At 75.9% G+C, this 14,377-nt stretch carries 16 protein-coding genes; 10 read left to right on the forward strand and 6 right to left on the reverse strand.

The annotated features are described in order from the left end of the window. Positions 1-10: 10 nt before the first annotated feature. The 3 genes from ACR807_RS19620 (at position 11) to ACR807_RS19630 (ending at position 3,275) form a co-directional block, all read left to right on the forward strand. Positions 11-1,438, forward strand: coding sequence for a serine hydrolase domain-containing protein (locus tag ACR807_RS19620; RefSeq protein WP_438922796.1), 1,428 nt, complete (start codon positions 11-13; stop codon positions 1,436-1,438). A gap of 146 nt (positions 1,439-1,584) precedes the next feature. Continuing rightward, positions 1,585-2,619, forward strand: a complete 1,035-nt coding sequence (locus ACR807_RS19625) for a sensor histidine kinase (protein ID WP_438922797.1) — start codon at positions 1,585-1,587, stop codon at positions 2,617-2,619. Next, entirely contained in the window at positions 2,616-3,275 is a 660-nt protein-coding gene (locus ACR807_RS19630; RefSeq protein ID WP_438922798.1) for a response regulator, read from the forward strand. The genes ACR807_RS19625 and ACR807_RS19630 overlap by 4 nt, the downstream gene beginning before the upstream one ends. A 50-nt stretch (positions 3,276-3,325) precedes the next feature. Here the strand turns inward: ACR807_RS19630 and ACR807_RS19635 are convergent, their stop codons facing one another. Next, positions 3,326-3,883: a TetR-like C-terminal domain-containing protein gene (locus ACR807_RS19635; RefSeq protein WP_438922799.1), complete on the reverse strand. Its 558-nt coding sequence runs from the start codon at positions 3,881-3,883 to the stop codon at positions 3,326-3,328. 104 nt (positions 3,884-3,987) lie between these two features. Between ACR807_RS19635 and ACR807_RS19640 the strand changes: the two genes are divergently transcribed. After that, on the forward strand, positions 3,988-4,707 hold the full coding sequence (locus ACR807_RS19640; RefSeq protein ID WP_438922800.1) for an MBL fold metallo-hydrolase: 720 nt from the start codon (positions 3,988-3,990) through the stop codon (positions 4,705-4,707). Positions 4,708-4,737: 30 nt separating this feature from the next. Here ACR807_RS19640 and ACR807_RS19645 read toward each other — a convergent pair whose 3' ends face one another. The 3 genes from ACR807_RS19645 to ACR807_RS19655 form a co-directional block, all read right to left on the reverse strand. Further along, positions 4,738-5,445 carry a MerR family transcriptional regulator gene (locus ACR807_RS19645; protein WP_438922801.1) on the reverse strand — a complete coding sequence of 236 codons (708 nt, stop codon included), beginning with the start codon at positions 5,443-5,445 and terminating at the stop codon, positions 4,738-4,740. 412 nt (positions 5,446-5,857) lie between these two features. Beyond that, positions 5,858-6,811 carry a hypothetical protein gene (locus tag ACR807_RS19650; RefSeq protein ID WP_438922802.1) on the reverse strand — a complete coding sequence of 318 codons (954 nt, stop codon included), beginning with the start codon at positions 6,809-6,811 and terminating at the stop codon, positions 5,858-5,860. A 100-nt stretch (positions 6,812-6,911) separates the two neighbouring features. After that, positions 6,912-7,547 (reverse strand): hypothetical protein, encoded by a 636-nt coding sequence (locus ACR807_RS19655; RefSeq protein ID WP_438922803.1) that lies wholly within the window; start codon positions 7,545-7,547, stop codon positions 6,912-6,914. Between the two features lie 17 nt (positions 7,548-7,564). Between ACR807_RS19655 and ACR807_RS19660 the strand changes: the two genes are divergently transcribed. From ACR807_RS19660 to ACR807_RS19675, 4 genes are all read left to right on the forward strand, one after another. After that, the gene (locus ACR807_RS19660; protein WP_438922804.1) at positions 7,565-7,717 is read left to right on the forward strand and encodes a hypothetical protein; all 153 of its coding nucleotides are present in this window, start codon (positions 7,565-7,567) and stop codon (positions 7,715-7,717) included. A 108-nt stretch (positions 7,718-7,825) separates the two neighbouring features. Next, positions 7,826-9,313 carry an amidase family protein gene (locus ACR807_RS19665; RefSeq protein ID WP_438922805.1) on the forward strand — a complete coding sequence of 496 codons (1,488 nt, stop codon included), beginning with the start codon at positions 7,826-7,828 and terminating at the stop codon, positions 9,311-9,313. A 13-nt stretch (positions 9,314-9,326) separates the two neighbouring features. After that, positions 9,327-10,214: an NAD(P)-dependent oxidoreductase gene (locus ACR807_RS19670; protein WP_438922806.1), complete on the forward strand. Its 888-nt coding sequence runs from the start codon at positions 9,327-9,329 to the stop codon at positions 10,212-10,214. A gap of 106 nt (positions 10,215-10,320) precedes the next feature. Continuing rightward, positions 10,321-10,854 carry a hypothetical protein gene (locus ACR807_RS19675; RefSeq protein WP_438922807.1) on the forward strand — a complete coding sequence of 178 codons (534 nt, stop codon included), beginning with the start codon at positions 10,321-10,323 and terminating at the stop codon, positions 10,852-10,854. Here the strand turns inward: ACR807_RS19675 and ACR807_RS19680 are convergent. Continuing rightward, complete coding sequence (locus ACR807_RS19680) at positions 10,851-11,537, reverse strand: HNH endonuclease family protein (protein WP_438922808.1); 687 nt, start codon at positions 11,535-11,537, stop codon at positions 10,851-10,853. The two genes, ACR807_RS19675 and ACR807_RS19680, sit on opposite strands and share 4 nt — an antisense overlap. A gap of 135 nt (positions 11,538-11,672) precedes the next feature. On the opposite strand from ACR807_RS19680, the gene ACR807_RS19685 reads away from it, so the two are divergent. Then, complete coding sequence (locus ACR807_RS19685) at positions 11,673-13,301, forward strand: tannase/feruloyl esterase family alpha/beta hydrolase (RefSeq protein WP_438922809.1); 1,629 nt, start codon at positions 11,673-11,675, stop codon at positions 13,299-13,301. 101 nt (positions 13,302-13,402) lie between these two features. Next, positions 13,403-13,741, forward strand: coding sequence for a DUF6292 family protein (locus ACR807_RS19690; RefSeq protein WP_438922810.1), 339 nt, complete (start codon positions 13,403-13,405; stop codon positions 13,739-13,741). Between the two features lie 41 nt (positions 13,742-13,782). Here the strand turns inward: ACR807_RS19690 and ACR807_RS19695 are convergent, their stop codons facing one another. Beyond that, positions 13,783-14,346, reverse strand: a complete 564-nt coding sequence (locus ACR807_RS19695) for a hypothetical protein (protein WP_438922811.1) — start codon at positions 14,344-14,346, stop codon at positions 13,783-13,785. Between the last annotated feature and the right edge of the window lie 31 nt (positions 14,347-14,377).

The raw sequence follows: 14,377 nt of genomic DNA on the forward strand, positions 1-14,377 counted from the left end.
CGTCGACGGCGTGAGATCCCTGATCACGGCCCTCGTCCTGCTCCTGGCCGCCCCCGTGCCTGCCGCCCCCGTGCCCGCCGCCCGCGCCGACCCGGCGGACGACCTGCGCGCCTACCTCGACCGGGCCCTGCACGGCACCGGTGTGCCCGGCATGGCGGCGGTCGTGACGCACGGCGACCGGGTCGTGCTCGCCGCCGGCGTCGGGCACGACTCCACGGGCGCGCCGGTCACCGCCGACACCCCGATGCGGGTCGCGTCGCTCAGCAAGTCGTTCACCGCGATGGCGGTCATGACGCTCGTCGAGGACGGCCGGATCGCGCTGGACGAGCCGGTCGCCGCGCAGCTGCCCGGCTTCGCGATGGCCGACCCCCGCCACGAGCGGATCACCGTGCGGCACCTGCTCCACCAGACGTCCGGCCTGTCGGACACCACCGTGGACGTCGCCGAGCTGGAGGACGCGTCCTCGCTCGCCGACCACACCTCCCGGCTGCGCGACGACTCGCTCGCCGCCGACCCGGGCACCCGCCACGAGTACTGCAACGTCAACTACGCGCTGGCCGCGCGGCTCGTGGAGGTGGCGAGCGGCCGGCGGTTCCGCGACCACCTGCGCGAGGAGGTGTTCGAGCCGCTCGGCATGTCCCGCAGCGCGGTGTCGGACGAGGACGTGCGGCCGGCGGACGGCTACGTCTCCCTGTTCGGCGCGTGGGTGCCGCGCGCCGAGCTGGACGGGTTCCTCGACGACAACGGTTCCGGCGGCGTCATCACCACGGCCGCCGACCTGGGGCGGTGGCTGGTCGCGCAGAACGGCTTCGGCCCCGCGGTCGTGTCCCCGGAAGGGCTGCGCACCACCCACACCTCGTCCGCCGTGCACGAGTACGCGATGGGGTGGCAGCCGGACGTCGACGGGCTGCTGGTGCACTCCGGCAACCTGTTCACCTACAACGCCGTGCAGGCGATCGACCCGGCCACCGGCCACGGCTTCGCGGTGATGACCAACAACAGCGGGTTGCAGGACGAGACCTACGCCGTGATGCGCGGCCTGCGCGAGCTGGTGCGCGGCGGGCGACCGGCGGACCCGGGCGGCGGGCGGCAGGCGGTGGAGCTGGTGCTGGGCCTGGTCGCGCTGGTGGCGGTGGCCCTGGCCGTGCTCGGCATGCGGCGGTCCGGGCGGTGGGCGCGGCGGTTCGAGCGGCGGCGGTTCGGGCAGCGGCGGTCCGGGCGGTGGTGGCGCCTGGTGCCGCTCCTGGTGCCGCCCGTGACCTTCGCCGTCCTGCCGGACCTGATCTCGGTGCTGGTGAACGGCCGCACGGTCACGTGGGAGCAGTTGACCTACTTCCCGGCCCCGCTGACGATCACCGCCGGTGTCGTCGCCCTGTCCGCCTCGGTCGTGCTGGTCGCCAGGCTCGTGCGGCTGCGGTCGGTACAGTCCGCCGGGTGAGGAACGGCCCGGTGGGGAATGGCCAAGCGGGGAATGGCCAAGCGGGGAATGGCCAAGCGGGGAATGGCCAAGCGGGGAATGGCCAAGCGGGGAATGGCCAAGCGGGGAATGGCCAAGCGGGGAATGGCCAAGCGGGGAACGGCCAAGTGGTGAACGGCGTGCTGCTGGCGGTGATCGCGGCGGCCGGCGCGGCCAACGGGCTGGGCACCGACGCGCTGCCCACGTGGCGTCAGCTGCTGTTCGTCGTCCTGGCCGTCGCCTCCTACCTGCACGGTCGCCACCTGCCCACCCGGTACGGCGGGGCGGTGCTGGTCGCGGCGGCGCTGGCGGGGGTGGGCGTCGGGTTCGTCGTGCTCTGGGAGGGGGTGGCGGTGCTGGCGGCCCTGGCCGTGTTCGTGGCGCTGTCGAGGCTCGCCGGCCTGTTCCGCCGCCAGCAGGCCGACCTGATCGCGGCGGGCCGCGAGCGCATCGGGCAGCTGGAGCGCACGCAGGAGCTGGTGGTCGAGCAGGCCAGGCTGCGCGAACGGGCCCGCATCGCCGCCGACATGCACGACTCGCTCGGGCACGAGCTGGCGCTGATCGCGCTGCGCGCGGGAGCCCTGGAGCTGACCGCCGGCACCGGGCCGGACCGCCGCGCCGCGGCGGAGCTGCGCGAGTCGGCGGTGGCCGCGACCGACCGGCTGCGGCGCACGGTGGGCGTGCTGCGCGAGGGCGCCACGCCCACGGAACCGCCGGACGAGTCGGTCGAGGAGCTGGTGTCCCGCGCGGCCCGCGCCGGCCTGCCGGTCGTGCTCACCCGCACGGGCGACGCCGCCCTGCCGTCCCTGGCGGACCGCGCCGTGCACCGGGTCGTGCAGGAGGCGCTGACCAACGCGGCCCGCCACGCGCCCGGCGCGCCGGTGGCGGTCCGCGTCGAGCGTGACGAGGGCGTGGTGGTCACCGTGACCAACCCGCTGCGCGGTCCGTCCGGGACCGGCGGCGGCACCGGCGGCACCGGGTTGGCGGGCCTCGCCGAACGCGTCCGGCTGCTGGGCGGCGACCTGCGCGCGGGCGAGGAGCACGGCGCCTTCACCGTCGTGGCCCGACTGCCCGGACAGCCGGTTCCGGAAGGGTCCACCCCGGGATCGTCCACCCCAGGATCGTCCACTCCGGAACCGTCCACTGTGGAGGAGAACGCGTGATCCGGGTGCTGCTGGCCGACGACGAGGCGGTGGTCCGCGCGGGCGTGCGGGCGATCCTCGCCACCGACCCCGGCATCGAGGTCGTCGCCGAGGCGGCGGACGGCCGGGAGGCCGTGGCGCTCGCCCACGCCCACCGGCCGGACGTGGTGCTGCTCGACATCAGGATGCCGCGCCAGGACGGGTTGTCGGCGGCGCGCGAGCTGCGCCGGACCCTGCCCGGCGTGGCGGTGGTCGTGCTGACCACGTTCGACGAGGACGAGTACGTGACCACCGCGCTCGGCGACGGCGCGGACGGGTTCCTGCTCAAGGCGTCCGACCCGCGCGAGCTGCTGATCGGCGTGCGCGCGGTCGCCGAGGGCGGCGCGTACCTGTCGCCCCGCATCGCCCGCCGCGTCGTGGCGGACCTGCGCGGCGGACGGGCGGGCCGCGCCGACCGGGCGCGCGAACGGGTGGCGGCGCTGACGCCCCGGGAGCGCGACGTGCTCGCGCTCGTCGGCGAGGGCCGGTCCAACCAGGAGGTGGCCCGGCGGCTCAACCTGGCCGAGGGCACGGTGAAGGCGCACGTCAGCGCGATCCTCGACACCCTCGACGTGACCAACCGGGTGCAGGCCGCGATCCTCGCCCACGAGGCGGGGCTGACCGACCCCCCACCCTGACCGGCCCTCACCCTGACCGGCCCCACCCTGCCCGCTCACGTCCCGACCGCTCACGTCCCCGCGAGCGCGTCCGCGATCCGGGCGACCCCGTACTCGAAGGCACCCTCGACGTCCCCGCCCAGGTTGAACGCGTCCGCCAGCTCCATGCTGACGAAGCCGTGCACCCAGGCCGTGACCGTGCGCGCCGCGTCGAGCGCCCGGTCGGCCCCGACGAGTTCCGCGGCGATCCGCAGCACGGGCGCCGCCGCCCCCGCGAGCGAGCCGACGTCCGGCCTGCTCGCCGCGGGACCCGCGAACACCAGGCCGTACCCGGCCGGGTGCGCGTGCGCGAACTCCCGGAACGCCCGGCACAGCGCCGCCAGGTCCGCGCGGGCGTCGCCGGTGGCCGGCACCGCGCCGAGGCGTTCGCCCAGGTCGTGGACGGTGGCCTCGGTGACCAGCCGGACGAGGTCGTCCCGGTTGCGCACCCGCTTGTAGAGCGACGGTGCCCGCACGCCGACGCGCACGGCGACCGCCTGCATCGTCAGGTTCACGGGCCCTTCCGCCTCCACGAGGTCCCGGGCCGACGCGACGATGTCCGCGAGCGAGGTCCGTTCAGGGGTGGGCATCGGTTCTCCTCCGGCCGGCGGTGGTGTCGCGTCCATCATAGCTATTGGCCATAGCCATGATGGCTATGTACCGTAGCCATCAACACCGGAGGAAGGACACCGTCGTGAAGCTCGGCGAACACCTGCACCGCATCGGCAACGACATCGTCGCCGTCCACCTGGTCGTGACCGACGAGGGCGTCACCGTCATCGACGCCGGCCTCCCCGGCCACTGGGGCGAGCTGACCGCCGAACTGGCCGCGCTGGGCCGTTCCGTCGACGACGTCAAGGGCGTCGTCCTCACCCACGGCGACAGCGACCACATCGGTTTCGCCGAACGCCTCCGCCGCGACCACGGCGTCCCGGTCCACGTCCACGCCGCCGACGCGGCCCGCGCCCGCGGCGAGGTGAAGTCCCAGCCCACCCGGGGCCCGGTGAAGATCGGCGCGGCGGCCCGCTTCCTCGGGTACGCGGCGCGCAAGGGCGGCCTGCGCACCACCTACCTCACCGAGGTGGTCGAGGTGGCGGACGGCGACGTCCTCGACCTCCCGGGCGCGCCGCGCGTCATCGGCACGCCCGGCCACTCGCCCGGCAGCGTCGCGGTCCACGTCCCCGTCGCCGACGCCGTCTTCGCGGGCGACGCCCTCACCACCCGCCACGTCCTGACCGGCTCCTGCGGTCCCCAGCCCGCCCCGTTCACCGACGACGCGGACCAGGCCCTCGCCTCCCTCGACCGCCTGGCGGCCGTGGACGCGACCTGGCTGCTCCCCGGCCACGGCGCGCCCTGGGACGGCGGCCTCGCCGAAGCGGTCCGCCGCACCAGGGCCGCCGACCGGTCCCGGTGAGCGGGGCCGGCCGGCGGCGGGGCGACCGGGTCAGCCGTCCGGCGTCGGCGCGACCGACGCGAGGTAGCGGTCCAGGGCGCCCGCCGCGGCCAGCATCAGCCTCGCCTGCCGGGCCAGCGCGACCTCCCGGTCCGCGACGGCCCGCCGCAGCGCCTCCGTGCCGCCCGACTCCCGGAACCGGTCCATGATCGGCTTGATCGAGGGCAGCGGGTACCGGGCCTGGCGCAGCATCGCCACCAGGTGCGCGTCGCGCACGTCCGCCGCCGCGTAGAGCCGGTACCGGTCGGTGGTCCGCGCCGGCGCCAGCAGCCCGGCGGCCTCCCACACGCGCAGCGCGGACGCCCGCACGCCCAGCCGCGCGGCCAGTTCCCCGACGCGCAGCCCGGACCGCGGCACGGTGTCCGGCGGGCGACCGGCCACCGCCTCCAGCGCCTCCGCGGTGGCCGCCAGGGAGAGGCGCTGCGCGTGCACGGCGGCGTGCGCCTCGTCCACCCTGGCCAGCGCCAGGGCCTGCCGGTCCTCGTGCACCGCGAGCATGACGGCGCGGGCGGTGTCCCAGCCGTAGCCGCGTCCGAGCGCCCGGTAGGTCAGCAGCGCCTCGCGGTGCCGTTCGGTCAGCACGCGGTAGCCCGTCGGCGAGCGCTCCGCGGGCGGCAGGACGCCGGCGTCGAGGTGGTTGCGGACCTGCTGGGTCGAGATGCCCGCCGCGCGGGCCAGGTCGACCGGGCGCAGCGCCACCGGCTCCTCCGCTTCACCAGGGGTTTGAGGGTGGCGCGGAGATCACGTGCCCCCCTCGCGCGCAACGCTCAAAGTAGCACTTCAACGATACGGTTGAAGCCCGTGAGAGCTGTGGAGAACCCGGTGGCGCCGACCCGCGGCCTGCGCGTGCGGTAAGGGTCGCGGGACGTGGTGGACGGCGTGGACGGTCGTGGTGCTCGGGCTGTGGGCCGTCGTCGGGTCCGCCCTGGCCCCGGCGGTGCTGCGCCGGATGGCCCGGCGCGAACCGGGCGCACCGGCAGCCGACCGCACCCGGCCCTGACCGCCACCCGGGCGTGCCGGTGAGCGGGACCCGAGCAGCGAAGTCGGCCGAGCAGTGGAGTCGGCCGAGCAGTGGAGTCGGCCGGGCAGCGGGGTCGGCCGGGCAGCGGGGTCAGCCGAACAGCGAGGCCAGCTCGCCGCGCCCCAGCGCCCCGAGCGCCCGGTCGGCCTTGGTCCCGGGACCCGCCGGCACGACCACGCGCACCACCCCGGTCTGGTCGGCGGGCTGCTCGGCCACCGCGCCGGGCAGCAGGTCCGACCACGCGGGCCGGCCGGTGGACGGCGTCTCCAGGTTCCGCTCCACGAGGTCGCGCAACGCCTTGGGGTTCTCGTCGGGCACGCACACCACCTCGACGGCCTCGCCCGCCGGCGCCGCGCGCACCCCGACGGCGATCGGCAGCCCCGCCTTCGGGCCGGTGACCACCGCCGCCACCACGTCACCCAGGCAGCGGGCCAGTTCGCCGGTCATCGGGTCGTCCGCCAGGGTCCGGCCACCCGGGTCGGCGACCCACCCCAGCGCCTCGCCGCCGGTGCCGTGCCGGACCGCGCCCGGCTCGACGCGCACCCGCTGGAACCCGCTCACCACCCCGGCCCGGGCCAGCGGGCCGTCGAGCGACACCCGCCCGTCCTCGGCGGTGGTCCACGTGCCGGACCGGTCGCGCTCACCGCCGAGCGAGGTCAGCTTCCCCTCCACGGCGGCCACGTCCACGTCGAGCCGCAGCACCGCCGCCCACGTCGGGGCCTCGCCCACGCGCAGCGCCGTGGTGGCCGCCGACGCGTCGAACCCGACGACTCCCGCCACCTCGCCGACCCGCGGCGCGAGGTCGGAGTAGCCGTACCCGCGCAGCCCGCCGAACCGCTCCGCGTCCGCGGCGACCAGCGTGCGCACCGCCGCCACGTCGCCGTACTCGACGTAGGCGGTCGACCCGTCGGTGGCCCGCACGCCCGCCAGCGCGCCCAGCAGGCCGCCGGCCGGTGGCGGCTGCTGCTGCGAGACGTCGGCCACCGCCGTGCACCCGACCAGCGCGAACCCGACCAGCACCGCCACGCCCCAACACCTGATCACCGCTCGGATGGTAGGCGGGCGGGCCGCCCCGCACGGCCGTTTCCCGACAACAGCGAGCCGGACGACAGCGCACCGGACGACAGCGGGCCACCCGCCGCGCTCACCCGGCGGGGATCTCCACCGCGATCTCCTCACCCAGCCGGTAGCCGGCCTCCAGCTCCAGCTCGTCACCGCTCCAGAACCGGCCCGGGTCGTACCAGTTGGCGCGGCGACCCTCGGGCAGCAGGCCCATCGCCTCGTAGGTCACCGCGACGACCTCCGCGCAGTAGGCGGTCTCCAGCGCCGTCCCGGAGGCGCGGCGCAGGTTCGGCATCCGGCCGCGCAGCCACCGGGTCGCCAGGCGGGCCGTGGACGGGAACGGCGTGCCGTTCAACCGCGCCACGGTCCGGAGCGCGGCGTCGTCCTGCTCGCTCGTCGTCGGCAGGTCGAGCTGCCGCAGCCACGCCCGCTGCCCGTACCGGCGCGCCCACACCAGCACGGCCTCGCGCAGGTCGTGCAGCTGCACGCCCCGGTGGTGCGTGCCGGTCCACACGTCCGGCAGCGAGCGCCCCAGCTCGGCGTGCCACATCAGCGGCGGCAGGTCCTCCACCGCCACGGTCATGCCCACGTGGTTGACGGGGCTGTTGGTCGTCACCCGGATCGCGCGGTCGGCCGCCGAGCTGCCCCGGAACAGCCACACGTCGCCGGTGCGGGTCAGCTCGACCGCCTCGTCCAGACCGATCTTCGTCCCAGCCATCCCGGTAGCCTAGGCAGATGCGTTGGTGGAAGCTGCTCGGACTGGCCGGTGTCGCGGGTGTCGCCGCGACGGGTGTGGTGATCGCCCGCGGGGAGCGCAAGCGCCGCGCCTACACGCCCGAGGAGATCCGGGAGCGGCTGCACGCGCGCGTCGCCGAGCCACCCCGCTGACCGACCCGGTGACCAGACCCCCGGTGACTAGACCCCCGACGAGCAGGCGCCCGCAGCACCGCCGACCGGCAGGTTGACCGGACGCCCGGACGGGTCTGTGGTGGGGCGATGCGGTCCCTGCTCGCCGCCCTGCTGTGCGTGCTCGTCGTCGCACCGCCGGCGCAGGCCCACACCCGCCCGGTGCCCGACCTGGACTCGGCCACCATCCCGCAGCTGGCGCGCATGATGGACGCGGGCTCCCTCACCTCGGTCGACCTGACCCGCGCCTACCTGCGGCGCGTCTCGACGGTGGACCGCCGGGTCCGGTCCGTCGTGGCGGTGGACCCCGAGGCGCTCGCCCAGGCCGCGGAGAGCGACCGCCGCCGGGCCGCGGGACGGGCCAAGGGCTTGGTGGACGGCATCCCGGTGCTGCTCAAGGACAACATCGACACGCGCGGGACGGCCACCACCGCCGGGTCGCGGGCGCTGCGCGTGCCGCCCCGCGACGACGCCGCGCTCGTGACGCGGCTGCGCGACGCCGGGGCCGTGGTGCTGGGCAAGACGAACCTGTCGGAGTGGGCGAACTTCCGGTCCACCCGGTCGACGTCGGGCTGGTCGGGCGTCGGCGGGCAGACGAACAACCCGCACGTGCTGGACCGCAACCCGTGCGGCTCGTCGTCCGGGTCGGGCGCGGCGGTGGCGGCGTCGCCGGCTCAGGTCGCCGTGGGCACGGAGACCGACGGTTCGATCGTGTGCCCGTCGGGCCAGAACGGCGTGGTCGGGCTCAAGCCGACGCTGGGCCTGGTCAGCCAGGACGGCATCGTGCCGATCTCGTCGAAGCAGGACACCGCCGGTCCGGTGGCGCGGCACGTCGTGGACGCGGCGATCCTGGCGGGCGTCCTCTCCGGTGGCGCGGTGCGGGCCGCCGGACCCGCCGACCTGCGCGGCGCGCGGGTGGGGGTGTGGCGCAAGGCGGGCCGGAACGCGGAGGTCGACCGGGTGGTCGGGTCGGCGGTCGACGCGCTGCGCCGCGCGGGCGCCACCGTCGTCGAGGTCGACCTGCCCCACCAGGACGAGATCGACGCCGCCGAGTTCCCGGCGCTGGTCACCGAGTTCAAGCACGACCTGGAGGGGTACCTGGCGACCCGGCCGGGCGCGCCGGGGACGCTGCGCGAGCTGATCGCGTTCAACGAGGCCGACCCGGTCGAGCTGAGCCGGTTCGGCCAGGAGCTGTTCCTCCGGGCCGCCGACGCGCCCCCGCCGACCGACCCGGTGTACCGGGAGCAGCGCCGCACCGCCACGACCCTGGCCCGCCGCTCGATCGACGGGACCCTGGCCGCGCACGACCTCGACGTGGTCATGGCCCCGACCAACGGCCCCGCGTGGAGGACGGCGTACGGCGAGGGCGACGCCTACGAACTCGGCTCGTCGACCCCGGCGGCGGTGTCGGGCTACCCGAACGCCACCGTCCCGGCCGGGTTCGCGGGCCCGCTGCCGATCGGCGTGTCGTTCATGGCCGGCCACCGCGCCGACGCCCGCGTCCTGGCCTTCGCCGCCGCGTTCGAGCAGCTGACCCGCGCCCGCCGCGCACCCGCCTACCTGCCCACCGCGCCGTAGCGGCACCCCTGGGATGCGCCGCCCGGCCCGTGGTGGGAGGTTGGTGGCCATGGTCGTCGTGGTGCTGGGAACCGGGTTGTTGGGCGCCGGCATGGCGCGGAGCCTGCTGCGCGCCGGGCTGGACGTGGTCGTGTGGAACCGCAGCCCCGAGCGGGCGCGGGCGCTGGCCGCCGACGGCGCCCGCGTCGCCGAGGACGCGGGCGAGGCGGTGACCGGCGCGGACGTCGTGGTCACCGTGTTGTTCGACCTGTCCGCCACCGCCGAGGTGATGGTGGACGCGCTGCCCCGGATGCGCGACGACGCGGTGTGGGTGCAGTGCGGCACGGTCGGCGTCGAGGGCGCCGAGCGGCTCGCGGACCTGGCCGCCACCAAGGGCGTCGGGTACGTGGACGCCCCCGTGCTCGGCACCCGGCAGCCCGCCGAGCAGGGCGCGCTCACCGTGCTCGCCGCCGGGGCGGCCGACGCGCGGGACGCGGTCGCGCCCGTGTTCGAGGCGATCGGCTCGCGCACCGTGTGGGTCGGCGACCACCCCGGCGACGGCCAGCGGCTTAAGCTCGTGGCCAACTCGTGGGTGCTGACGATCACCGCCGCCGCGGCCCAGGCGGTCGCCCTCGCGCGCGGGCTGGGGCTCGACCCCGCCGCGTTCCTGGACGCCATCAGGGGCGGTGCCGTCGACAGCCCCTACGCGCACGCCAAGGGCGGTGCGATGATCGACGGCACGTTCGAGCCGCCGTCCTTCGGCCTGGACGGCGCGGTGAAGGACGCCGCGCTCATCGCGGACGCGCTGGCCTCGGTCGGCGCCGACGACCGGCTCATGCGGTTGCTCCAGTCGCACTACGCGTCCGCCGTCGGCGAGGGGGACGAGGACATGGCCGCGGTCGTCCGCGCGTTCGGCGCCTGACCGCCCCGGCGCGCTCGTACCCGAATGCCCAGGTTCCCGATGTTCGGGGTTACCGTTCCACCGGGTACTAGCGGGGAGGAGTGCCGGCAGGCGGAGGAGGCGGCTCGTGGGGACCGGTGGTGTGATCGCGGCGGTGGCGGTGGCCGGCGCGGTGGCGGCGGGCGCGGGCGGGCTCGCGGCACCCGGCGACCCCGACCAGGTGTGGCGGGACAACGGGCTGCGCGTCGTGGACCGGGTGACCCGGCAGGACACCGACTGCGCGGCGCAGGCGTTCGGCCAGGTCCAGGAGCTGCTGGCGGCCACGCCGTGCGTCGCCCTGGACCGCGTGCTGTTCACCCTCACCGACGACCGGGGCGGCACGATCCTGGTGGCCGTCGCGTGGGTCGAGTTCGCCGACCGCGACCAGGCGCGCGAGTTCAAGCGCGTGGAGGACGTCCACGGCACCGGTGACGTCCGCCCCCTGGCCGGCTCGCTGCTGCGCGTGGACGACGTGCCGTTCACCGCGCTGAACTACGACTCCGACACCCTCGACGGCACCACCGTCGTGGTCGCCGAGACCGAGCAGCTGACGGGCGGCTTCACCGCCGACTACCTCGACGGCGTCGCCGCCCTCGCCGTGGACACCCCGCGCCCGTCCTAACCCCCGCAGGCGGCGACGGCCCGCTCGAGCGCGCCGCGCTCGGCGTTCGTCACGCTCAACCCGTACTCCGCCTTCACCGTCACGTAGATCCGCCCGTACTGGCAGGCGAACGCGCCGTTCGGCGGCATCCACTCGTCAGGCGTCTGGTCACCCTTCGACTGGTTGACCTTGCCCTCCACGGCGAGCAGGTTGCGCAGGTCGTTGGCCGCCGCCACGCGCCGGTCCCGCGGCCACGACGCCGCGCCGCTGCGCCACATCTCGGCCAGCGGCACCACGTGGTCGATCTGGATCTTCGACACGGTCGTCACGGTGCCGCCGGTGTAGGGGTCGAGCAGCGAGCCGGACGCGACGGAGCACCGGCCCTCCTTGCGCACCACGTCGGTCAGGTCGCGGGCCAGGACCTGGCTGCGCTGGTCGCAGCCGTCGCCGTCCACGTCCTCCCACGGCCGCCCGAACACGCACCCCTTGCCGTCGTCGCAGTCGCGCGCGTACCCGGTCATCCGCCCCGGCTCGGCCACCGCGAGCTGCGCCAGCAGGGTCCGCGCGGTCGGCCCGTCGACGGTGCCCTCCGGCACCCGGTCCACGGTGGTGCCGCCGCCCGCCGCGGGCGGTGAACCCACGACGTCGCACCCGGTCGGCAGCAGGAGCAGCACGGCCAGGGCCACCGCGGTCCGTCTGAGCATCGCCCACCCTCCAGTCCTCGAAAACCAGCCCCTACCCGGGGCCGCGTCCCGGGAAACCCCGCGCGACCTGCGGCGGCGGCGCGTACCGACGGGCGGTGGTACTGCGGTGGACCGGATGGCGCGATGATCTGCGGCATGGGGGTTCGGTGGGGAGCGGTGACCGTCGTGGTCGCGTTGGTGGCCGGCACGACGACGGCGAGCGCGGTGAGCGCGTCGGGCACGTCCGGGTACCGGCCGGTGGTGGCGTGCGCCGATCTGGTGCGCGAGGTCGTGCTGCCGGGCGCGCGGGCGCACGTGACCGAGGCGGTGGAGGTGCCGGCGGGCGCCGAACCCGCGCACTGCGCGGTGCGCGGGTACGTCGAGCCGGCCGTGCGGTTCGCGCTGGAGCTGCCGACGACGACGTACGCGGGCCGCTACCTCCAGTACGGCTGCGGCGGGTTCTGCGGCGAACTGGTGCCGCCGGTGATCCCGGACTGCGGTGCCCGGGTCGGCGGCACGGCGGTGGCCACGACCGACGACGGGCACGTGGGCGCCGGGGGACCGCTCGCCTCCGTGGACGGCACCTGGGCGGCGGACGACCAGGCCGCCCGCGACGACTTCGCGTTCCGCGCGCCGCACGTCGTGTCGCTGGCGGCCAAGCGGGTGATCGAGCGGTTCTACGGCGCGCCCCCGCGGTTCTCCTACTTCTCCGGCTGCTCCAACGGTGGTCGCGAGGCCCTGCTGCTGGCCCAGCGCTACCCGCACGACTTCGACGGCGTGGTCGCCGGCGCGCCCGCGAACTACCTCAGCGCGGTCGTCGTCCTCCAGGCGTGGCTGGCGCGGGTGAACACCGGCGCGGACGGCCTGCCGGTGCTGACCACCGACCGGCTCCCCGTGCTGCACGACGCCGTGCTGGCGCGCTGCGACACCCTCGACGGCCTGGCCGACGGGGTGCTGGAGGACCCGCGCCGCTGCGACTTCGACCCCGGCGCGCTCACCTGCCAGGACGGCCCGGCGTGCCTGACGCCGCAGCAGGTCGACGTGGTCCGGAAGCTCTACGACGGCCCCCGCGACGAGCGGGGCCGCCGGCTCTACCCGTCCGGCCTGACCAGGGGCTCGGAACCGGCCTGGTACGGCTGGACGCTCCCGTCGCCGGAGTTCGGCGACGTCCCGCTGGCCGCGCGGCTGGCCGACAACTACCTGCGGTACATGGGTTACCCGATCGGCGCGCCGCACTCGTCGCTCGACGACTTCCGGTTCACCGCCGCCGAGTTCCGCCGGCTCGACGCCGTCGGCGCGCGGCACAACGCGATGGCCCTCGACCTGTCCGCGTTCCGCCGCGCGGGCGGCAGGCTCGTGCTGTGGCACGGCTGGAACGACCAGGCCATCCCGCCCGCCGGGCTGCTCGACTACCACGACCGGCTCAAGCGCCGCCACGGCGGCGACCTCGACCGGTGGACCCGGTTGTTCCTGGTGCCCGGCCTGCACCACTGCTCCGGCGGCGACCGGATCTCCGGCTTCGACCCGCTGCCCGGCCTGCTGCGCTGGGTGGAGCAGGGGGCCGCGCCCGACCGGGTGATCGCCACCGGCCGCGACGAGGGCGGCGCGGTGCGGACCCGGCCGGTGTTCCCGTACCCGCTCACCGCCCGGTACGACGGCACCGGCAGCGTGGACGACGCGGCGAACTTCGTGCCCGCGCGGCCGTCGGGTCCGGTGCGCGACGCGGTCGACTGGTACGGCGCCTACCTGCACCACTTGCCGGGACCGGTCGCGCCCGGCAGGTGAGTGTGAAACGAAACTCACGTGTTTCAACTACCCCCGGACGGGTTACCCCCGAGTGCGTCGCTCTCCACGGCGCGACACGGCGGTCTTCGGGGGTGCTCACGGTGGATTGGGAGTTCGACGAGAACGAGATCCGCGCCCTGCACGTGTACCTCACCCAGGTGACGCGGGCGTTGGGGCTGCGAGGCGATTCCTTCTTCGTGCAGGCCGGTAGCGCCTACCTGGCGCTCGACGGTCGGCTACCGGGTTTCCCGGACCGCGACGTGGCCCTGCTGTGGGACGAGGCGCGCGGCTGGGCCGTCGCCGTCGAGAGCGACAGCGCCGAGCCGCCGTTCGTGCTGTCCCGCCTGCGCGGGCCGGTGCGGCCGGACCCGGCGAGCGTGGCGCGCTGGGTCGACGGCCTGGCCCTGACCACCGACGACGGGATGCTGGCCGCCAGCTGACCCGCGAGCCCGACGTCCGGCCCCGGGGTGCCGCCCCGGGGTCAGCGGGTCGCGGCCAGGTAGGTCCGGGTCTCGTCCAGCAGGGCGCGCACGCCCCGCATGAAGCTGCCCTCGCCGTGCAGCGCCTCGTGCAGCTGCTCGACCTCCTCGGCCGACGCGCTGGTGAACATCAGCGTCTCGGTCATCTCCAGCCTCCGGTTGACCGAGCCGACCGCGCTCCGCCACCGGTGCAGCAGGTCGATCAGCTCGGCGTCCCGGCGCGGGCTGAGCGCGCCCGACGAGAACGCCGAGTCCACCGCCGACTGGATGAGCCTCGGGTAGAGCCGCCGGCCGGCCGGCGCGTCGGCGCTGAACTCCCCGCCGTCGAGGGTCTCCCGGTTGCGGGCCATCTCCAGCCGGATCGACTCGACGGCCTGGTTGCGCTGCTCGCGCTGCGCCGCCCAGCGCTCGGCGAAGATGCCGGTGATGCCCGCCAGCAGGGCCAGTGAGTTCACCGCGGGCTCCCAGCGGTCGCCGGGCGGCGACACGACGAGCCACGTCACGCCCAGCCCCATCGCCACCGCGAGCGCGCCGAACGTGAGCGCCGTGATGGCGATCCGGACCATCGGCGGGTCAGCGCTCCCGCAGGTCGGTGGT

Source organism: Saccharothrix sabaoui (genome assembly GCF_051756985.1).
Lineage (GTDB): Bacteria > Actinomycetota > Actinomycetes > Mycobacteriales > Pseudonocardiaceae > Actinosynnema.